Source organism: Dyella humi (assembly GCF_044904605.1).
Lineage (GTDB): Bacteria > Pseudomonadota > Gammaproteobacteria > Xanthomonadales > Rhodanobacteraceae > Dyella_B > Dyella_B humi.
On the sequence record NZ_JADIKI010000022.1, the window covers coordinates 1,276,982 to 1,297,243 of the forward strand.

Below are 20,262 nucleotides of genomic sequence, written 5' to 3' on the forward strand. Positions count from 1 at the left end.
GGTGCGAGAAACATTTGCTCCCTCCCCTGCTTGCAGGGGAACATCCTTGATCTTCTTCTCCTGCAAGCAGGAGAAGGTGGGGTGGGGTGAATACTTGCCTCAGACTTTCCCGCAGGGGTTCACCCCCTCCTGACCTCCCCCTGCAAGCAAAGGGAGGGACCACTCAGGAAGCTGCACGCAAGTCAATTACGAGATGGCGTTATAAACATCCGAATCAATCCGCCGGCAGCAACAACAATTGCGCCTTGGCCAGCAGATCCCCCATATCAAACGGCTTGATCAAGGCTTCCGTAGCGCCATCCAGCTCATCGGAATCCAGCCATTTCGAATCAGCGTAGCCCGTCATCAGGATCACGCGCAGTTTGGGGAATTGCTCGCGTGCCTTGCAGCACAGTTCGTAACCGTCCATCGCTGGCAGGTCGATGTCCGACAGCAGCAGATCCCATGAGGGGCTGCCGGCGAGTATCGACAGCGCCTCGTCACCCGACGCCGCCTCGGACACTTCACAACCAAGCTGCCGCAACCGCGCCGCCACGGAATGCCGGATGGTTTCGTTGTCTTCCACCACCAGAATGCGAAAGCCGCACAGGTTGGGCGCGGGCTTGGTATCTTTCGGCGGCGCAGTTTCCAGCACTGCTTCGTCGCACGGCAGATACAGCAACACCGAGGTTCCGGCGCCCTGCATGCTGCGGATGTCCACCGCGCCGCCGTATTGCGTGACGAATCCGAACACCATCGACAGGCCTAGCCCGGTGCCGCGACCTTCCGGCTTGGTGGTGAAGAACGGTTCGAACGCGCGTTTGCGCGTTTCCTCGCTCATCCCGGGGCCATCGTCGGCGACGGTGATTTCGATGTAGGCGCTGTGCGCAGCGTCCAGCGTCACCTGCACGCTGCTGTCATCGGGGCTGCACACGCGGCAACTCATGCTGAGGCGCCCGTGCCCGGCCATGGCGTCGCGTGCGTTGACAGCCAGGTTCACCAGCGCGCTTTCCAGTTGGGCGCTATCGCAGGCGAGCGGCGGCAGCTCATCGGGAAACGACACCTCCAGCACGATATCGTCACCCAGGGTGCGGTCGAGCAGTTCGCGCATCGAGTTGAGCACCTTGGCCACGCTGGTGCGCTGGCTGGAAGAGCCTTGCCGCCGCGACAGCGAAAGCAGGCGCTGGGTGAGCCGGCCAGCACGCAGGGCTGCATCCAGCGACACCATCACGTGTCGCTTGGCCTGCGCAAGGTGGTGGCGATCCAGGGAGAGTGATGCCAGTTCTAGCGAACTGATGATGCCTTGCAGGGCATTGTTGAAATCGTGCGCGATGCCCCCGGTGAGATGGCCGATGGCTTCAATCTTCTGCGCATGCACGATCTGCTCGCGCGCTTCGTGCAGGCGTCGCTCAGAAAGTTGTTGCTGGGTTTGGTCGTGAATGATCAGGGCGAAGCCGAGCAGGGAGCCGTCGCCTTCATGCACTGCTTCAATGATCACCTCCGCCGGAAAGCATTCGCCGTCGGCGCGCTTAAGATCGCATCCGATGTTCGCGCGACCGCTTTGGCCGGCCGTTCGCAAGAGTTGCGCGGGAAGATCGTCCGCGGGTTGCTGTTCGTCGAAGAAGATGGCGATCGGTTGACCTACAACGGCCTGTGCCGCATAACTGGTCATGCGTTGCGCACCCAGGTTCCAGTCCAGCACGACGCCGTCGAAATCGAGCATGCAGATGGCATAGTCGGTGACGTCGTGTACGAACAGGCGGAAGCGGCGTTCGTTTTCACGCAGGCGGGTTTGCAAGCGCTTGTACAGATGCGTATCGCGCACGAACATGGCGAAGCCGTAGACGCTTCCGTCTCCGCCTTTCAGCGCCTGCATGGAAACCTCAACTCGAATGCGCCGGTCGCGGCTCTCGGACAGCCAGGCTTCCACGCGCGCCGGCTCGGCACTGTGTGCATGCAAGGCGGCACGCAGTAACGCGTCATCGCGATCGCCTAGATACACGCTGGCGTAATGCTGGCCGATCAGGTCATGGGAGCGGCGGTTGCCGAACAGCGCTTCGCCCTCGTGAACGGCAATGACATGGCCACGGCGATCCAATATAAAAACCGCGTGGTCGGCAGGTAGCAAATGAGGTGGACTGTCATGGCGTAAAGCTAGCGGCATGGCATGGCTCAAGCATGTGTGGCCGGGCGGTCAATGCAGTGTCGTCATGAATCAACGAAGCACTGCGTTTTTACTCATGCATCGGCAACGGACCACCATGTATGACATGGTCGTTGCGCGAACTCGTGCCATCGAAACGCGCGCAACACATGCCTGGCGTAGTCGGGTGTAGCCGTCCTTCGATGATCTACTGCAACGGCACACCTCGACTGCTTCCGTACCCTGTCGGCGCCAGAGCCCCCTTTGACCCGTTACCGTCCGTTCAAGATGATGGTAATGGCGTAATGGTGGCGTGAAACAAGCGAGTAGAAGGGCCGATTTCAGGGTGAATGCTTAAGGTGGCCTTCACGTAGCTGAAGCTGTTCAGGCTGCCCGCCTGGTATTCGTGTGGAAGAGTTCGTTCATGTTCCCTGCGTGGCACTTTTTTCTGCTGCGCAGGCTGGCCAATTCACCCATGCACAAAGACGTTCGCCCGCAAAAAGCGCTGCCGCATGCGGGAAGATTTTTCTAACCTCTCTTTTTCCTAGGACAACAGTGCACCTTCGCCGAGACGCTTTACAGCAGTGAAGCTGGTCAATGACGCGCTTATTTGGAACGAATGGCGAAGTAGCCTTACATCGGCGGCAACGGCGGCGCCGAAGCCGTAACGCGCGGGTCCAGTTCCTCTGCCATCTTCAGATGCAGATCCAGCGTCGGCAGCGTCGTTTCGGCGAGCCGTCGTATTTCGGCGTTCGTGCTGTGCGCCGCCGCGCTAAACAGGTCGATGGCTTTGCGGTGATCCTGCACGATCACTTCGTCGTACGCCTGGTCGAACGCGCTGCCGTGCAGCGAGCGCAGTTGTCGCGCTTGCTGTTTGGCTTCGGGGCCGGGCTCGGCCGACACGTTCACGCGGTAGCGCCACGCCAGGCTCGCCAATTTGCGGTTCACTTGGGTCTGGTCGTCCACGATGCGCTTGGCCATGTATTGCACCGGCGCGGCAGCAGATGTTTTCAGTGCCAGCTGGCTCAACGTGACTTCAGCGGCGGAGACGGTGACAGCCTGGCGCAAAAAGCGCCGATCGTCCTTGCTTATGCTGCCGTGGATACGAGCGGGGTGATTGGCACCGGCTTTCAGTTGGTAGTAGATCACCAGCGCGACAAGGGCAAGAATGCCGGTCAATAACGTGGTTTGCGTCAGGTCCATGCTTCTTCGGAGGGTTTCGGTTCTTCGTGCACGCTGCCACGGCGGCCAAGCTCAGCCATGTGCTTGCGGTTGCGACTGATCTGACTACCGCCTTTCTGGCCGGCCTTGCGCGCTTCTTCGGGCGTGAAGCAATGGGCGCGACCTCTCGCGTGGGCGATGCGGCCGCCGAGGCTGGCCACTTCACGGCGCCGGCGTTCATCCATGGCGGCAAAACCTCGAGGAGAGGCGTTGGTTTTGTCGTGATCGGACATAGAAGCACTCGTTGCGCGATTTGCGGGTGTACAGAGTGTTCAACCTCGGGCCTGCGGAGGGCGTGAATGTGCGGAAAAGAGGGAGTGAACGCTCCCGCCGTGTCGCTGACGTAACACACCTCACATGTTCCAGGCACGCAAGTCTGTTTCGGCGGCACGAAAACACAGACGCTCGCTTCACCCGAAAAGTTGGATATTCATCGGCATCAAGCAAGGGAGGCGAAAAACTATGACATCCACTTACGACGCATCCGAACAGCGCTTGCGACACCTGGAGCGTCTTTGCGGACAGTTGTTGGCGCAGAACCATCGACTGATCGAGCGCAATGCCAGGCTGATCATGGAAATCCAGGCGTTGAACCGTGAAGACCGTGTGACACTGCCGCTCAGCAATATCGCGCGCATGCCGTTGTCGCCGCATCTTCATCCGGTGCGTTGAACAAGATCGCTTGCCGTCGCCCAGCGTGCGCACGAATCCGTGCGATCGGGTCATGACGAAATGAGTCGCTTGGAAGCATTCCCTGCATAGCGTGCATGGCTGATCGCATAAGCGGTAGCCGCAGGCGTCCATATCCGGGGGGCGCCTGCGGCGGGAGCGAATGGCTATCATGCATCGAGTCGCAAATTACGTGACACTTTTGGCAAGCAGCCCGTTGAGGCAGCCGAACAGCTCGTGCAAGTGCACCGGTTTCTGCAGTCGCTGCAGGTGCGCGTAGTTGCGCGGAATGGCGTCTCCGTCGTAGCCGGTGGTCAGCACGATCGGCACGTTGTCAGCCATCAGGCGATCGGCCAGCGGAAACACGCGTTCGCCGTTCAAATTGACGTCCAGCACCGCCGCATCCGCTGTGGCGCCCTTATCCAGGGCCTCCATGGCGGCGGCAACGTTCGGAAACGGACCTACCACGTGGACGTCTTCCATTTCAAAGGCCGAGCAGAGCGCGTCGGCAATCAGGTATTCGTCCTCCACCATCAGGACCGATTTTCCGCTCAACTGGCTGGAAGTCATGAGCTATTTTCCCCACACAAAAAACTTTATTTACACGCGGCCTTGCTTAGGTGGCGTGTACAACCAGACAAGAACATGTCCGTGAGCACTGCTGGGTCGTCACGGTCGGGAGGTTGCTTCCGCGTCGCAGCGCTGAGAATGCGAATGGCGTAATCATCTGCTTGGAAGTGCGCAAGCCCCTCTCCTTTCGGGAGAGGGGCGGGGGTGAGGGTGCAATCAGCGCGCGATGACTAAAGATTTGGGCAAGACACGTAAAGTGCTTCACATCAACACTGGCACTGAGATCGAACAGCGCACACCTTCTGGCATCATCTCGTAGCACGTTTTTGCCTTCAGCTGGTAGGGCAGTGCGCGCTCGATCAGTTCGCGGCCATAGCCGGATTGCGGGATGTTGCCGTCGATATCGGCGAGATGCACGCCGGTTTCCTCCCAATGCACGTGCAGCAGTGGCGGCTGGTCATCGCCGTCTTCCACTTCCCAGCGCACCAGCAGGTGCGCGTTGGGATTGGCGAGTGCACCGTACTTCACTGCGTTGACTACCAGTTCGTGGATGGCCAGCGCAAACGTCTGCAAGGTGGAAGAGCGCAGGCGCACGCCGGGCGGGCCGTCCAGGGTGATTTGCTGCAAGGATGCCGCGTGCGCCGCAAGCTCCGTGCGAAGCAGACCGTCGAACGTGACCTTTTCGCCCTGCACCAGGCGTGACAGATACGTCTGCACGCGACTGATCGCATCCAGGCGCGATACGAACACCGGGGCAAAACTGTCCAGTGTGGTGTGCTTGGTCATGGTGCGATCGAACACCACCTGGATCACGCTGAGCAGGTTGCGTGTGCGGTGCTGCAGTTCGGTGTTGAGCACCTGTAGCTGACCGGTGAGCGCTTCGCGCAAGGCATCACCCGCATGCGCCCATTCGGCATCGGACGTATCCAGCAGGCGTCGCGCAAGATCATGATGCTGTGCCATCAGCATGATCATGTCCGTTTCATAGGCGAGTTCCGGATGCGTTTCCGTCCAGTAATGCGCCATGCGTATGAAGGCGAGCAGGGCGACGACGTATTCGAACGGACCGTCGCCCACCGCTTGCCGCACTGCCGTGCGTGCCTGCGCCGAGCGCGAGGGAACCACGAACATCACCGTAAGCGCGTCGAACAGATCTTCTTCGGCCTTGCTACGTGGAGCGGGAATCTCGGCAGGTTCCAAGTAGCCTTCCAACCGCGTGAACACGGCTTCCAGCTGCGCGGCATTGGGTACCGGACGACTCAGAAGAATGACGATCTGTTCGATGGTTTCCGGCGTGACGCGGGCGTTGCCAGCCGGATAGCCCTTGCCGAGCAGAAAACCGGCGTGGCGTACAATGCAGTAACGCACTTCGCAAAAGCGCGACAGATGCACAAACAGGCGTTCCTTGAACAGCGAAGGCAGCGGATTGTCGAGATAGGCGGCTTTGGCCTGCGCCCAAAGTTGCGAGGCAAGCGCGGGTGCAGCCGATGTCGAGGTGAAGAAATTGGGCAGAACGCCGAGGCGATTCTGCACTTCACGCTCAAAGCGGTTGCGCGCGACCACGTCACTGCCCGTGCGCTTGGTGGGCACCAGCGCCATCCGCCAGCGTGCGCGAAGCCCAACCAGAAACTTCCGGCGATCCCCGCGCGAGGCGGCAGAAACGCGACGCATCGCCGGTGCTTCGACCAGCGCGCGAACGGTTCGTTGCAGCACAGCCGCGATGGAGAGCCGGCGCAACGCCATAAGATCAGTTGGCCGCGGCATGAGCTTTACTGCCGGTAGTGATGTCTTCCGCATGATGTTGCTGGAATAGGTCGGCGTTCATTATTTAATTCTTCTTACTTCTTTCTCTGCTACAAAAATGGCTGCATGGAGCGCAGCCATTGCTGTTTAGATATTGCCAAGCAACAACAACACGATAGCGATCACGCGTGCCACGCCCGTCGCCGAGCGGGTAATAGCCCAACGTTCGGTTGTACAGCCAGGTCGGCAGCGCACCTAACGGGACGATCAGCAGAGCGATGAGCACGATCAGCGACATTGCATACCTAAGCTACACCGGCAAACCGTGCGCATGGATGGGATGGTGCGACTATGGCATCAGCTAACTCAACGCCGTGCAGACACATCGTCAGGATGGGTTTCACATTTTATTGGGCATGATCAGCGACGCCATCCGCGATCGTGGCAGCGTGCGTGAAGAGTTCGTCTTCGTTGAGACCGGTGATGGCCTTGTGGTTTAGCGCGTAGGTTGCTAGTAACGCGATCATCACCCCTTCACTGGCCGAGCCCGATACAGTGCCAATGATCGCGCCATCAAACTCACGTGCCCTTCGCTCACGTTAGACGCCTGATGCACCGTGCTCACCAGCAATCGCCATTCCATCTTGCCGGATACCTGCGGCAGAACAAAATCCACGTCCTCGAATTGGCCGTTGATCAATAGCAGCAACGTAGTGTCGGCGCCGGGGCGTTTGAGGCCGGTGGGTTTGGCGCGGCCGTCGAGCAGCATGGCGAGGCTGCGCTCGTTGGGGTTGTGCCATTGCTCCTCGGTGAATTCGCGACCATCGTGGGTGAGCCAGGTAACGTCGCGGACGCCCGATTCTTCGTCCACCAGGCCGCGCAGGAAGCGGCTGCGGCGCAGTAGTGGATAGTCGCGACGCAAGCGGGTGAGGCGGCGGACGAAGTCGGTAAGCGCGCGCTGCTCGCTCGCGGCGAGCCAGTCGAGCCAGGTGACGTTGTTGTCCTGGCAGTAGGCGTTGTTGTTGCCACCTTGCGTGCGAGCGAATTCGTCGCCGGCCAGCAGCATCGGCGTGCCCTGCGAGAGCAGCAGTGTAGCGAGCATGTTGCGCATCTGGCGTTGGCGCAGGGCGAGGATATCCGGATTGTCGGTAAACCCTTCTTCGCCGTGGTTCCAGCTGAGATTGTTGTCGGTGCCGTCGCGGTTGTTTTCGCGGTTGGCTTCGTTGTGCTTGGTGTTGTAACTGACCAGATCGTTGAGGGTGAAGCCGTCGTGCGCGGTGACGAAGTTGATCGACGCGTTCGGGCGACGCCCGCGCTGATCGAACAGATCGGCCGAGCCGGTGAGGCGTGTGGCGAAATCGGCCAGCGCGCCTTCGTCGCCGCGCCAAAACGCGCGCGTAGCGTCGCGGAAGCGGTCGTTCCATTCCGCCCAGCCGGGCGAGAATTTGCCGGCCTGGTAGCCGCCGGGGCCGATGTCCCAGGGTTCGGCGATCAGCTTCACGCGGCCGAGCACCGGATCCTGTCGGCAAGCGTCGAGAAAGCCGCCGCCCTGGTCGAAGCCGTGCAATTCGCGTCCGAGAATGGTGGCCAGATCGAAGCGGAAACCGTCCACACGCATTTCGGTGGCCCAGTAGCGCAGCGAATCCATCACCATCTGCAGCACGCGCGGGTGACTTAAGTCCAGCGTGTTGCCGGTGCCGGTGTCGTTGACGTAATGGCGGCGGTCATCCGCAAGCCGGTAATAGGTGGCGTTGTCGATGCCGCGCAGGGAAAGCGTGGGGCCAAGATGATTGCCTTCGGCGGTGTGGTTGTAGACCACGTCCAGGATCACTTCCAGGCCGGCGTCGTGCAGGTGCGCCACCATTTCTTTGAATTCCGCCACCGTGGAGGCAGCCATATAGCGCGGATGCGGCGCGAAGAAGCCGATGGTGTTGTAGCCCCAGTAGTTACGCAGTCCCACGCTGAGCAGTTGCTTGTCGTCGACGAAGGCGTGTATCGGCATCAGTTCCACTGAGGTGACGCCCAGCGAGCGGATGTAGTCGACCACGGGCTGATGCGCGAGGCCGGCAAACGTTCCTCGTAATTCTTCAGGCACATGCGGATGCAGCATGGTATAGCCGCGCACGTGAGTCTCATAGACGATCGTCGTGTCCCATGGCACGCCTGGCCAGTAGTGCCTGCCCCAGGTGAAGGCCGGATCGATGACGCGCGACTTGGGCATGTACGGTGCGCTGTCGCGTTCGTCGAAACTGAGATCGCAATCGGGATGCCCGATGGTGTAGCCGAACAAGGCGTCGTGCCAGGTCAGTTCACCGATAATCTGCTTAGCGTAGGGATCGAGCAGCAGCTTGTTGGGATTGAAGCGATGGCCGGCTTCGGGTTCATACGGGCCATGTACGCGGTAACCGTAGAGCTGTCCGGGGCGCGCATCGGGCAGATAACCGTGCCATATCTCGTCGGTGTATTCGGGCAGCCGAATGCGCTCGGTTTCATTGCCTTCTTCGTCGAACAGGCAAAGCTCCACCATGGTGGCGTGAGCGGAGAACAGCGCGAAGTTGACGCCAAGCCCGTCCCAGGTGGCGCCAAGCGGAAAGGGCAGGCCTTCGCGCAGGCTGGCGCTGTGGGCTGTCGTCTCCGCGCCGTGACGCTGTCGCGAGGGTTTGGTTATGACGTTCATCTTTTTTCGGCCTGATTTAAATATTTACGCAACTATCAAAATCGCCCGGTCGTCATTCCGGCGAAGGCCGGAATCCAGTTCAAATATGCGTCCAAAGGACACAACATCTGATTTTTATTTTGAGTGCTTCGCACGTCGTACTGAAACTGGATTCCGGCCTTCGCCGGAATGACGGTGAGGCAAGACCATGTATGACATCCAAGATGTGCAAATACCGGTTACCTATTCTGCTTACCCATCTTCTTCTGCTGCTGCAAAGCATGCCGCTCCTCCGCCAGCACCAGCTTTTCCGCCATCAGCCAATGACGGACTTCCTGGCCAGAAGGGCGGCCTTCCGATTCCCAGATGCTGTGGGCGATCTCGCTGATGCGAGCATGCCGCTCGGCGGAAGAGCGTGTCGCTTTCATGGTCGGAATGCTCAGATCAATCTCCAAAGGTTTGACCGGATCTTCTAGGACTCGGCTATCAGCACGGCCACTGGCCATTCGGCGAAGAGCATCCGCGCGGGCAGACCTTGTGTGCCGCCCTGATGCGTACGGTGAGTAAATAAATCAGTGAAGGTGCAGGCGCCGTCATCGTTGGGGCAAGCCACGGCGGTGTCGCCCCAGAAATCCCTGTCCACCATGGGACGATCGTTGGTCGCCATGCCCGCCGCACACAGTCGTGGCACGGCCACCAGCAGTTGATGCCGCTCGTAGCGGCGGATGAATGCCACCACGTGTTCGCGCCGCCAACCGGTCACTTCCAGCGGATCGTAGCCGGCGCGTGCGAACAATTCGGGTCGGCGCCGGCGTACGCGCAGCAGGCGATGGATCACCTGTTGCTTGATCACGCCGGTGCGATAGTCGGCGAGTAGTTCATCGGGCAGTTGATTGCCGTCGAACGTGGTCGCGCGCACGGTGTAGTCCACCGGGCGGCGGTTGTCCGGATCCACCAGCGACTGATCCCAGTATTCCGTGCCTTGATACAGGTCGGGCACGCCGGGGACAGTGAGGCGCAGCGTGACTGCGGCCAAGCCATTTAATGCACCTGGCGCATCGAGGCTGCGTGCCGCGTCGTGAATGCTGTGACGTAGTGCGTCATAACGTGGCGAGAGCAGAATGTCGCGCACGGTGGTTTTGCAGGCTTCTTCGTAGGTGGGATTGGGCGTGGTCCAGCGCGTTTGGAGTTTCGCTTCGCGTTCTGCTTTCAAGAACCATTGCTCGACGCGATCGGAAAAAAGGCGCAATGCTTCGTCGTCATCGCACGACATGCCCAGCGGCCATGCAGACAGCACAGTCTGCAGCAGCATCCACATCGCGCCATGGGAAGGGCGGTTCGGGCGATCGAGTTCGGCCAGCCAGCGGCTTGCCTGGTCGACGAACCATCGCGCACGTTCGCTCACCACCGCGAGCCTGGCGCGCACGTCTTCGCCGCGCTTGTGATCGTGCGTGGCGGTGGCGAGCAGCGCGCGCGGCCAGGCGGTGGCACGCTGCTGCATGATGGTATGAAAGCGCCGTGGGGTGATCGCGAAGACGCGCGGATCGCTGCCCACCTCGTTGCGCGAAAGCAGCACTCCGTAGCGATAGAAAGCCGTGTCTTCCACCGCCTTGGCGTTAAGCGTGGTGGCGAGCTGTTCGAACAGGCGCCGAGCGATCTGCAGATGGCGCCGCTGCGACAGCGTGCTCAGCCAACGCGCCTTGGTTTCCAGCAGGTATTGCCGTAGGTACGCGCGAAACGCGACGCGATCGGGATCGCCGTCCTTCATCGCGCGCTCGAACACGTGCTCCAGCGTGCGGCGGTCTTCGTTGCTGGGGGTGCCGGTGCTGAGGTAAGTGCGGTATACGGGCATTTGTTCCAGGATTTCCGTCAGCGCCTGCTGCAGCGCCAACGGTGTGAGATCGCCGCTTTCCGGCGTATCCGTCATGTAGCGTTCGAAGGCACGCACACAGCGAGCAAGATCCGTGGCCAGGCTCGATGCCAGCATGCTTCGCCGCGCTTCGTGTTCTTCCTCGCCGAAATGTTTCGAGCGTCCGCTCAGCGATGCCCAGGCCGAGGCCAATTCCGCGTGGCCTTGATCGTCGTGCTGTAGCGCGACGACTTGATTCATGAAGTCGTAACCGGTGGTGCCATCCACCGGCCAGCCCTCGTGCAGCACCTCGTCATGAGCGAGGATTTTTTCCACGTGCAGCGTGATGCGCCGGGCCATCTGGCGCGGATCGACGCGGGCAGCGCGATCCACCCGCAGGCGCAGCTTGCGCAGGTAATCGCGCGGCTGGGTGAGACCATCGACATGATCGATGCGCAAACCATCGATCAGCCCCTCGCGGATCAGGCGCAAGGGCAGCGCATGCACCGCGTCGAACACGTCGTCGCGCTCCACCGCCAGCGCTACCAGCGAATCGATATCGAAGAAGCGGCGATAGTTGACCACTTGGCTGGCGCTACGCCACCAGGCGAGTCGGTAGTGCTGCAAATTAAGGAAGCGGCGCATCATTGCCTTGTCGGTATGCAACTGCGCGATCGCGTGATCGATCTGCTCGCGGGTGCTTTCGTCCTGGATCGCGAGCCGCAGTGCATCCATGGCATCGGCGGAAGCCCTGAAACGCGGCAACACCCGGCCGGCAAGATCGAACAGCAGGCGCAGGCCCTGTTCGGAAATCGGCAACTTCGTGCCCGCCACGCCCAACGCGATGGTGGTGCCGCCTACGTGGCGTTCCAGCCGCAGCTCGGCGCCTGCGAGCGCTTGTTCCAGCGGCACGGCAAGTATCGGCAGCCACAACTTGCCTTCCGTGTGCGGCGCATGCCAGTCGATGTCGAAGTAGTGCGCATAGCGGCTTGCGCGCCCCATCGCCAACACATCATTCCACCAGGGATTGGCGACGTTTGCGGCCATATGGTTGGGCACGATGTCCAAAATCGCACCCATGCCGTGCGTGTGCAGCGTCTGCACGAACTTGGAGAGCGCCGGCTCGCCGCCCAATTCGGGATTCACGATCATCGGATTGATCACGTCGTAGCCGTGCATCGAACCGGGTCTTGCCATTGCGATCGGCGAAAGGTAGGCATGACTCAAGCCGAGCGCTGCGAAGTAGGGCACATGTTCGGCCGCCGCAAGGAAATCGAACTCGTGGTTGAGCTGCAGGCGTACGGTGGCGCGCAATTCAGTCATGCCGGCATGGCCTCCTTTAGGGAGGTGCCGATGGACTGCAGCAAAGGTTGCAGTTGATCGATGGCGTCGTCCGGCAGGCGGTGTTGCCAGTTGGGGTGGCTGTCTACGGTGCCGGGAAGGTTGGGTTGTTCCTTGCGAGCGAGGGCGTCTTCGAGGGGGATGAGGATCAGGGGGGAGGGGGTTTGGATGAGGTATTCAACGTAGCTGTTACATGTCTGCGTAGCGGCCTGGATTGCCTCACCGTCATTCCGGCGAAGGCCGGAATCCAGTCCTGATACGTCGTGCGAAGCACTCAAAACTGATTTGGTGTCCTCCGGACGCGTATTTAAACTGGATTCCGGCCTTCGCCGGAATGACGGTGAGGCAATGGTGAGGGCTTCATCCAGACGTGCGACATCCTTCTTACGCGCCTGCATGCTTTGTTGCAGTTTTCCATCATCCCACCCATGCGCCTTCGCAAGCTGCTCAATGTCCAATCCTTCCCGCCATCCCATCAACGGCGGCAAATCGTGCGTCGTCGTCATCGCCACCGCATTCTTCCGCCACTGTCCGGGCGCAAGAAAATCGCCGTTCTTGTCACGCGTAAAAAGCAGCACATCAATGCCGAGCACGCCGCGCGCAGCCAGCACGTCGCGCAGGCCTTCCGGCACCGTGCCCAAGTCTTCGCCGATCACAATGCACTGCTGACGCCACGACTCCAGCGCCGTGAGCCGCAACAGATCCTGCAGCGGCTGGTGAACGTAGCCGCCTTCGGTGGAGGGTCTGCCTTTCGGTAACACCCACAGGTGCTGGAAGCCGATGATGTGATCGATGCGGATGCCGCCGCCGCGCGCCATGTTCGCGCGCAGCAGTTCGATGAAGGGACGGAAGCCGCTTGCCTTCAGTCCCCACGGTGAATAAGAAGTGATGCCCCAGCTTTGCCCGGTGGGATTGAATGCATCGGGCGGCGCGCCCAGCTCCAGTCCTTCCAGCACATGCTCGCGCCAGGCCCAGGCTTCGCCACCGCCTGCTTCGAAGCCGACGGCGAGATCCCAGATCAGGCCGATGCGCTGTCCTGCATCCCGCGCAACTCGGCAGGTTTTTTCCCAACAGCGCGCGGCCAGCCATTGCAGGAAGATTTCGAAATCCACCGCCGTCGGATGGCTCTGCGCGAAAGCGTTCGCGGTGGCTTCGTTGTGCCAATTCTCCTGCCATGTTTTCCACGACGTAGATTCTCCACGCATCACCGCTTGCGACTGGCGTGCTGCCAGCCGTGCATGACGGCTCAGCGCATCGCCACCCTCGGCGATGAACCGTTCCAGGTCGTTACGCAAACCCTGCGGCGCCTGCGCAAACTGCTGGTGCAGTATGCGAAACAGGTTACGTCGCAAGGCGTATACCACCGGCCAGTCCACCAGCTTGCCTTGCTGCGCGTGCTGCCCGGTGGACGCGATGCCGCTTCGATGGATAGCTGCGTCCAGCGCGGGTGCGCCGAGAATCTGTGCGGGATCGGCATGCAGCCAATTGAGAAACCCTCGGTGCGAGGGTGAGTACGGGCTGTAGTGGCCGGCGACTGGGCTTATCGCATGCAGCGGACTCAGCGCCAGTGCATCGCCACCGGCGCGGCCTATCGTTGCGGTGAGTTCGGCTACCGCGCGACTGTCGCCCACGCCACCGTCGTTCGGATGGCGCAGGGAATACACCTGCGCGCTAAGTCCCCACGCGCGAAGCGTCTGCAGTTCCAAACAGTCGCCCACGCTGAAGCAGCGCTGCGGCGCCACTGCCAGCATCAGCGGTTGGTTGCCGATGTCGAGCTGGTAATAGCCGTAGTGGGCGGGCGCCTGGCATTGGCCGTCGCCGAGCAGCGGCAGCGTCTGCGCACGACCTTCTTCATCGTATGCCGTGATGGATGTCGCGCCGCGTGCGAACGAGGGCAGATCAAATGCATCGCCGACATCAACGGTGACGAGCGATGGCCGCGCGTGATCGCGTTCCTCGATCAGCCGCAGACTTGTCTGGCGACTGGCCGCGTCATGCGCAGGCAGTTTCATCGTGTCGAGCAGGCCGTGCAGTGCATCGTCGGACAACGATCGTGCCTGTCCGTAGGCATCTGTCCATTGGACCGAAATGCCGGCGGCGCGTGCAAGTGTTTCAAGCGAGAAGTCGCTCACCTTTCAATTCCCTCACCAGTACGACAGCGGTATGTGACTGCAGGACGCCGCGGTCGAGCGCATCCATCGCATCCTGGGGTTCGATCCAGATCACCCGGGTGGCCGGATCGCGAGGGAGCGATACGTCCTGGTTCGACAGATTCAGCGCGATTTCCCAATGGCGACCGTCACCCAGACGCCAGCGTGCATACACGGCTTTCTCGGCGAGTACTTCGCAATCCAGCGCGCAGCAGCCTTCCAGACGCGGACACAAAAATCGCTGACGCAACTGCAGTAGCTCAGCAAACCAACGCTTCCACTCCAGCACCAGCTCGCTGTCTTCCATGCGCGGAATGGAGGCCGTATATGTGTCGAGCGCATTCGGATCGGGAATGCGTTCGCGTCGCTCGGGATCGGTGAAGCCCGAAAAGTGCGAGAACTCCTCGCGCCGGCCTTCGCGCACTTTCTGGGCGAGTTCGCCCTCGTAATCGGTGAAGTAATAGAACGGCGTGCGGCAACCCCATTCCTCGCCCATGAAGAACAGCGGAATCATCGGGCTGAGCGCCACCAGCACCATCGCCGCGCGCAAGTCCGCTTCGTTCGCCAGGCACGTCAGCCGTTCACCCAGCGGGCGATTGCCGATCTGGTCATGGTTCTGCAGGAACAGCACGAAGGAAGTAGGACGAAGATCCTGGCTTGGCTCGCCGCGCAAAAGGCCGCGGCGATCGTGCTGGCCCTGGAACACGAAACCTTCGGCCAGCGCCTTGGCCAGATCCTCGGTGGGTTGCTTGGCAAAGTCAGCGTAATAGCCTTCGTGCTCGCTGGTAAGCAACACGTGCAGCACATTGTGCGCGTCGTCGTTCCACTGTGCGGTGTAATCGCCGCGCAGCAGATGGGCGGCATTGTTCTCGTTTTCCAGGATCAACCACACCTGGCGCCCGCGCGGCAGGCAGGCATGCCGGACGGCGGCGCCGAGTTCTTCCAGGAAGGTCTGCGGCTGGATGGTGTGCACTGCATCCAGGCGCAGACCGTCGATGCGGTATTCGTTGATCCACATCAGTGCGTTATCGATGAAGTAGCGCGCCACCTGCGGTCGGCGGAAATCGATCGCCGCACCCCAGGGCGTGTGCACGTCGGCGCAGAAGAATTCCGGTGCGTAGTTCGGCAACTCGTTGCCGACCGGTCCGAAGTGGTTGTAGACCACGTCGAGGATCACCGCTAAGCCAAGCCGGTGCGCTTCGTCGATCATCGTCTTCAGCACGTTGACACTGCCGTAGGATGCATCAGGCGCATACGGCAGCACGCCGTCGTAACCCCAGTTGCGGTCGCCCTGGAATGAGGCGATCGGCATCAGCTCGATCGCAGTGAAACCGCAGGCCGCCAGGCGTGGCAATGCTTGGCACAAGGTATCGAAACCACCCAGCGCGCCAACGTGCACTTCGCAGATCACGGCGGTATGCCACGGTGCGCCACGCCAATCGTTGCACTTCCACACATAGTCGCACGGGTCGACCACCGTGCTTGCGCCAAGCACGCCGCCGGGCTGCGCGCGCGAAGCGGGATCCGGCACCTGGCGATCACCGATGCGGTACACGTAACGTGTATCCGGATCGACCTCAATGGCGAGCGTGTGATTACCTTCCGCGTCGCGCTCCATCGGGAAGGCGATGTCATCGATGACAAGTTCGACGCGATCGGCACCGGGCGCCCACAGGCGGAAGCGGGTGGTGCCGTCGTCGAGGACTTGCGCGCCATACGTGCAGTTATGGCATGACGTGGCGGGCGATTGAGTGGAGGCAGGGTTTACGGACATACGAATCGCACCGCGAGGTTCATGGCTTTTGATACTTCCTTGTGGGCGGAGGTGTGTGTTTTTTTAGTGATGTTTGTTTCTCCGTGCCGTCATTCCCGCGAAAGCGGGAATCCATTTTGCTCTTGCCGGGGAGCGAAAATGGATTCCCGCTTTCGCGGGAATGACGGCACGGAAATATGAAGACTCATCCCTCGCTCCTGTCCGGCCGAAGTATCAACGTCGCCAACGGCGGCAATAGCAAATTCAACGAATAAGGTTGCCCGCGGCAGCCGAGTTCATCGGCATGCACCTGGCCGCTATTGCCGAGGTTGGAGCCGCCGTAATGCCTGCTGTCGGTGTTGCACACTTCGCGCCATGCGCCGCCTTCGGGTACGCCGACGCGATAGCCGCGGCGAACCTCCGGCGTGAAATTGCACACGACGAGAATTGGCGCCACGCCTTCACCGCCGTAACGAAGATACGCGTACACCGATGCATGGGTATCGTCACCGACCACCCATTGGAAACCTTCCGGTTCACAGTCGCAGCGATGCAGCGCCGGCTCGTGCACCAGCAGTTGATTGAGATCGCCCACGAGCTTATGCATACCGCGATGCATTGGATCTTCCAGCAGGTGCCAGTCCAGCGACCGGTCGTGATGCCATTCGCGGTGTTGCGCGAATTCGCCGCCCATGAACAGTAGCTTCTTGCCAGGGTGCGTCCACATGAAGCCGAAGTACGCGCGCAGGTTGGCGAACTTCTGCCAGCGGTCGCCCGGCATGCGCGCGATCAGCGAGCCCTTGCCGTGCACGACTTCGTCATGCGAGAGCGGCAGCACGAAGGCTTCCGAATAGGCGTAGGCCAGGCCGAAGGTAAGGTCGTGATGGTGATGGCGGCGATAGAGCGGATCGCGCTGCATGTAACCCAGGCTGTCGTGCATCCAGCCCATGTTCCACTTGTAGCTGAAGCCCAGGCCGCCTTCCGCTGCGTTGCGCGTGACGCCGGGCCATGCGGTGGATTCTTCCGCGATCACCAGCACGCCCGATTGTTCGCGCGCCACGGTGGTGTTGAGCGCCTGCAGGAAGGCAATGGCTTCGAGATTTTCGCGCCCGCCGTGCTTGTTCGGTATCCATTCGCCTTCGGAACGACTGTAGTCGCGATACAGCATGCTGGCCACTGCATCTACGCGCAGGCCATCCACGTGAAAGTGGCGCATCCAGTGCACGGCGCTGCCGAGCAGGTACTGGCGCACTTCATGGCGGCCGTAGTTGTAGATCAGCGTGTCCCAGTCTTGGTGCACGCCTTCGCGCGGATCGCTGTGCTCGTAGAGCTTGGTGCCGTCGAAATCGCGCAGCCCATGCTCGTCGGAAGGAAAGTGCGCGCTTACCCAGTCGATGATCACGCCGATGCCGGCTACGTGGCAGGAATCGACGAAGCGAGCGAACGCATCCGGGCTACCCATGCGCGCAGTGGGCGCGTACATGGCAATAGGCTGATAACCCCATGATCCGCCGAACGGATATTCGCTGATCGGCAGCAGTTCGATATGCGTAAAGCCCTGCGCCTGCACGTAGGGAATCAGCCGCGTGGCGAGCGCGTTCCAATCGAACGGCAGTCCGTGTTCATCCCATTGCCAGGAAGTGACGTGCACTTCGTAGATGGAAATCGGCAGGCGTTGATGATCGACTGACGCGCGATGCGCCATCCACGATGCATCATGCCAATTCACCGACAACGGCGCCGCCACCACGGACGCGGTGGCGGGCGGCAGCTCGGCCCGTCGTGCGAATGGGTCCGCTTTCAGCGGCAACAGGTGCCCGTTGTGGTCGAGCAGTTCGAATTTGTAGAGCGCGCCCGCTTTCAGGCCGGGAATGAAAATCTCCCACAACCCTTCATGATCGTGCCGGCGCATTACGTGGCGACGGCCGTCCCATTCGTTGAAATCGCCGACTACCGAAACGCGTCGCGCATTCGGTGCCCACACCGAAAAATGCACCCCGCTTACGTTATTGAGATGCACCACGTGCGCACCAAGAATGTCGCCCGGATGGCTCAGTTCGCCAGCGCGAAACGCGTGCAGCGTACCTTCGGTGAGCAGGGTGCCGAAGGCATAGGGGTCGTTGATGATTTTCTTGCCGGTCGGCCACTCGATGCGCAGACGATAATCGTCCGGCCGATGCGGTAGCGAGGCCGCGAAAACGCCTTCGGCCAGTCGCTGTGCCGGCCACACGTCGCCGTCGGGTGGGCAGATCACTTCCACCGCTGCGGCGCCGTGCGCGACAGTGGCTACGTACCAGTGATCGCCATGCCGATGCGGACCAAGCCATTCGAACGGTTCGCCGCAGCGCCCCCGGTCCAGGGCATGCAGAACCTCTACGGGAAAGTATGCGGAAAGGCGTGTCGCAGGCGCCACAGCAGTATCGCTATCGCTCCTCACGCGGCGGCCTTCTGCGGCAACATGCGGCGATACAGAGCCGCATACTGCCGGCCCGGCCCGTCCCAGCCGCGTTTTTCGAGCATCGCCGCGCCGCGCATGGCGTTGAGCAGCAAAGGCTCCGCAAAGATACGGAAGGCACGCTGCAGGCAGCGGCGCAGTTCGGATACGGTTGCGTCGCGGAACAGCAGGCCGGTGATGCCATCCTCGATGGTGTCCATCAAGCCGCCGGTGGCATGGGCGATCGGCAGGCAGCCACATGTTTGTGCGTACATCTGGCTGAGGCCGCACGGCTCGTAGCGAGATGGCATCAGCAGGAAATCCGCGCCCGCGAACATGCGCCGCGCCAAGCCTTCCTCGAACCCGATATGCGCGGCGACGCGGCCGTGGAAACGGCGAGGTAGACGCGCGATGGTACGTTCGATAGCCGGATCGCCGCGACCGATCAGAGCAAGCTGACCGCCAGCGGCGATGATTTGCGGTGCCGCTTCGCAGATCAGGTCAACACCTTTCTGCTGCACCATGCGCGAGATCACCGCGAATAGCGGACCGTTCTGCTCGCGCAGGCCCATTTCTTCGCGTAGATGTCGCGTGTTCTCCCTTCGCCTGTCCCACTGACCGATGGTGAACGGAGTGATCAGCGCCGGATCATGCTGTGGATCCCAACTCGGATCGATGCCATTGACGATGCCGATCAGGCGACCTTCCAGCGAACGCTTACGCAGCAACGCATCCAGGCCGCAACCATGGACGGGCTCGATGATCTGCTTGGCGTAGCTTTCGCTGACGGTGGTGAGATAAGTGGCTTTGGCGACGCCTTCATGCAGGAACGAAATGCGCCCGCGAGGCTCGTGCTCGGTGCGCCTGCGCGACATGCCGATGCTGTTGGCCGACGAAGGCGGGAACACGCCTTGGTAAGCCAAGTTGTGAATGGTCAGCACGGTCGGCACGCCGGCGCTTTCGCCGTCCAGGTAATGCGCCGTCAGCGCGCACGGCCAGTCGTTCAGATGCAGCAGGTCGGGGCGCCAGTTCACATGTGCGCGGCCGAGCGCGATATCAGCGGCCGCGTGGGAAAGCGTGGCAAAGCGGATGTCGTTGTCGTGCCACTCGTGACCGTGCGCATCCGTATAGGGCGAGCCTTCGCGCTCGTACAGCTCGGCGTTGATCAGCACGAGCACGGTTAGCCCGTCCTCAGTCTGGATCTCACCGATCTCGCAAGCGGGCAATTTGTGAAAGGCGGGCGTTCTACCAACCACGCGCATGCGGTCGCCGGCGTTGGCCAGCACTTTCGTATAGGCCGGCAGCAGCACGCGTACGTCGTGGTAGTTGGCCAGTGCGCGGGGTAGAGCGGCGGAAACATCGCCCAGGCCGCCGGCTTTGATGAAATCGGTCATTTCGGTGGTGACGAACAGCACCTTGCCGCCGACGTGGTCGTTGCGCGTGCCGGTGGCCGGTGGTTCGGGTCTGCGCCGATGTACGCCGGGGATAATTTCACGTTTTTGGTGCCGACGTGGCGAATAAGTCCTGTGTACGGGTCTTGCGATAGTCATCGCATCGGTTCTCATGAAATGTCTGCAAGGCGACGATTCGCCGATAATTGCAGTGCTTATGCTTGAGGTTAGGGCGCGAAGGATCAAACTCGCGTACAGCTAGCGATGTGGCAAAGTGAAGATCGCGAGACGAATGGCGGCGATCGCGCACGCGCAATTTCCACTGCGCACAGTGCATAAATGCGTGAACAACTTTTCGTGCAC

The 20,262-nt window shown here is 61.2% G+C and carries 14 protein-coding genes; 1 reads left to right on the forward strand and 13 read right to left on the reverse strand.

Translation table 11 applies throughout. The features are described 5' to 3' along the window. Nucleotides 1–214: 214 nt before the first annotated feature. The 3 genes from ISP18_RS10475 to ISP18_RS10485 form a co-directional block, all read right to left on the reverse strand. The gene (locus tag ISP18_RS10475; RefSeq protein WP_380010543.1) at nt 215–2,143 is read right to left on the reverse strand and encodes a hybrid sensor histidine kinase/response regulator; all 1,929 of its coding nucleotides are present in this window, start codon (nt 2,141–2,143) and stop codon (nt 215–217) included. Between the two features lie 612 nt (nt 2,144–2,755). Beyond that, entirely contained in the window at nt 2,756–3,325 is a 570-nt protein-coding gene (locus ISP18_RS10480) for a DUF4142 domain-containing protein (protein WP_380010546.1), read from the reverse strand. Next, nucleotides 3,316–3,576 (reverse strand): stress-induced protein, encoded by a 261-nt coding sequence (locus ISP18_RS10485; RefSeq protein WP_380010549.1) that lies wholly within the window; start codon nt 3,574–3,576, stop codon nt 3,316–3,318. Before ISP18_RS10485 ends, ISP18_RS10480 begins: the two co-directional genes overlap by 10 nt. 229 nt (nt 3,577–3,805) lie before the next feature. Here ISP18_RS10485 and ISP18_RS10490 point away from each other — a divergent pair, with 229 nt between their 5' ends. Beyond that, entirely contained in the window at nt 3,806–4,015 is a 210-nt protein-coding gene (locus tag ISP18_RS10490; RefSeq protein ID WP_380010552.1) for a hypothetical protein, read from the forward strand. A gap of 186 nt (nt 4,016–4,201) precedes the next feature. Here ISP18_RS10490 and ISP18_RS10495 read toward each other — a convergent pair whose 3' ends face one another. The 10 genes from ISP18_RS10495 to glgA all read right to left on the reverse strand — a co-directional run bounded on the left by ISP18_RS10495 (nt 4,202) and on the right by glgA (nt 20,058). Further along, the gene (locus ISP18_RS10495) at nt 4,202–4,582 is read right to left on the reverse strand and encodes a response regulator (protein WP_380010555.1); all 381 of its coding nucleotides are present in this window, start codon (nt 4,580–4,582) and stop codon (nt 4,202–4,204) included. 261 nt (nt 4,583–4,843) lie between these two features. After that, nucleotides 4,844–6,346 (reverse strand): sensor histidine kinase, encoded by a 1,503-nt coding sequence (locus ISP18_RS10500; protein ID WP_380010558.1) that lies wholly within the window; start codon nt 6,344–6,346, stop codon nt 4,844–4,846. 64 nt (nt 6,347–6,410) lie between these two features. Next, nucleotides 6,411–6,623, reverse strand: coding sequence for a DUF3309 family protein (locus ISP18_RS10505; protein WP_380010561.1), 213 nt, complete (start codon nt 6,621–6,623; stop codon nt 6,411–6,413). Nucleotides 6,624–6,851: 228 nt separating this feature from the next. Beyond that, on the reverse strand, nt 6,852–9,002 hold the full coding sequence (glgX, locus tag ISP18_RS10510) for a glycogen debranching protein GlgX (RefSeq protein WP_380010564.1): 2,151 nt from the start codon (nt 9,000–9,002) through the stop codon (nt 6,852–6,854). A 218-nt stretch (nt 9,003–9,220) separates the two neighbouring features. Beyond that, the gene (locus tag ISP18_RS10515) at nt 9,221–9,409 is read right to left on the reverse strand and encodes a DUF2934 domain-containing protein (protein ID WP_380010567.1); all 189 of its coding nucleotides are present in this window, start codon (nt 9,407–9,409) and stop codon (nt 9,221–9,223) included. Between the two features lie 44 nt (nt 9,410–9,453). After that, the gene (gene treY, locus ISP18_RS10520; protein ID WP_380010570.1) at nt 9,454–12,153 is read right to left on the reverse strand and encodes a malto-oligosyltrehalose synthase; all 2,700 of its coding nucleotides are present in this window, start codon (nt 12,151–12,153) and stop codon (nt 9,454–9,456) included. After that, on the reverse strand, nt 12,150–14,303 hold the full coding sequence (malQ, locus tag ISP18_RS10525; protein WP_380010573.1) for a 4-alpha-glucanotransferase: 2,154 nt from the start codon (nt 14,301–14,303) through the stop codon (nt 12,150–12,152). Before malQ ends, treY begins: the two co-directional genes overlap by 4 nt. After that, complete coding sequence (treZ, locus tag ISP18_RS10530; RefSeq protein WP_380010576.1) at nt 14,284–16,095, reverse strand: malto-oligosyltrehalose trehalohydrolase; 1,812 nt, start codon at nt 16,093–16,095, stop codon at nt 14,284–14,286. The genes malQ and treZ overlap by 20 nt, the downstream gene beginning before the upstream one ends. Before the next feature lie 184 nt (nt 16,096–16,279). Continuing rightward, on the reverse strand, nt 16,280–18,487 hold the full coding sequence (gene glgB / locus ISP18_RS10535; protein ID WP_380011035.1) for a 1,4-alpha-glucan branching protein GlgB: 2,208 nt from the start codon (nt 18,485–18,487) through the stop codon (nt 16,280–16,282). Between the two features lie 20 nt (nt 18,488–18,507). Then, entirely contained in the window at nt 18,508–20,058 is a 1,551-nt protein-coding gene (glgA, locus tag ISP18_RS10540) for a glycogen synthase GlgA (RefSeq protein WP_380010579.1), read from the reverse strand. Nucleotides 20,059–20,262: the final 204 nt, after the last annotated feature.

Bases quoted from the DNA above. Each gene is read 5' to 3' on its own strand.
- glgX (WP_380010564.1), bottom strand. From the start codon at position 9,002: ATGAACGTCATAACCAAACCCTCGCGACAGCGTCACGGCGCGGAGACG.
- treZ (WP_380010576.1), bottom strand. From the start codon at position 16,095: ATGTCCGTAAACCCTGCCTCCACTCAATCGCCCGCCACGTCATGCCAT.
- ISP18_RS10500 (WP_380010558.1), bottom strand. From the start codon at position 6,346: ATGCCGCGGCCAACTGATCTTATGGCGTTGCGCCGGCTCTCCATCGCG.
- ISP18_RS10505 (WP_380010561.1), bottom strand. From the start codon at position 6,623: ATGTCGCTGATCGTGCTCATCGCTCTGCTGATCGTCCCGTTAGGTGCG.
- glgA (WP_380010579.1), bottom strand. From the start codon at position 20,058: ATGACTATCGCAAGACCCGTACACAGGACTTATTCGCCACGTCGGCAC.
- ISP18_RS10485 (WP_380010549.1), bottom strand. From the start codon at position 3,576: ATGTCCGATCACGACAAAACCAACGCCTCTCCTCGAGGTTTTGCCGCC.
- ISP18_RS10515 (WP_380010567.1), bottom strand. From the start codon at position 9,409: ATGAAAGCGACACGCTCTTCCGCCGAGCGGCATGCTCGCATCAGCGAG.
- ISP18_RS10495 (WP_380010555.1), bottom strand. From the start codon at position 4,582: ATGACTTCCAGCCAGTTGAGCGGAAAATCGGTCCTGATGGTGGAGGAC.
- ISP18_RS10475 (WP_380010543.1), bottom strand. From the start codon at position 2,143: ATGCCGCTAGCTTTACGCCATGACAGTCCACCTCATTTGCTACCTGCC.
- ISP18_RS10490 (WP_380010552.1), top strand. From the start codon at position 3,806: ATGACATCCACTTACGACGCATCCGAACAGCGCTTGCGACACCTGGAG.
- treY (WP_380010570.1), bottom strand. From the start codon at position 12,153: ATGACTGAATTGCGCGCCACCGTACGCCTGCAGCTCAACCACGAGTTC.
- ISP18_RS10480 (WP_380010546.1), bottom strand. From the start codon at position 3,325: ATGGACCTGACGCAAACCACGTTATTGACCGGCATTCTTGCCCTTGTC.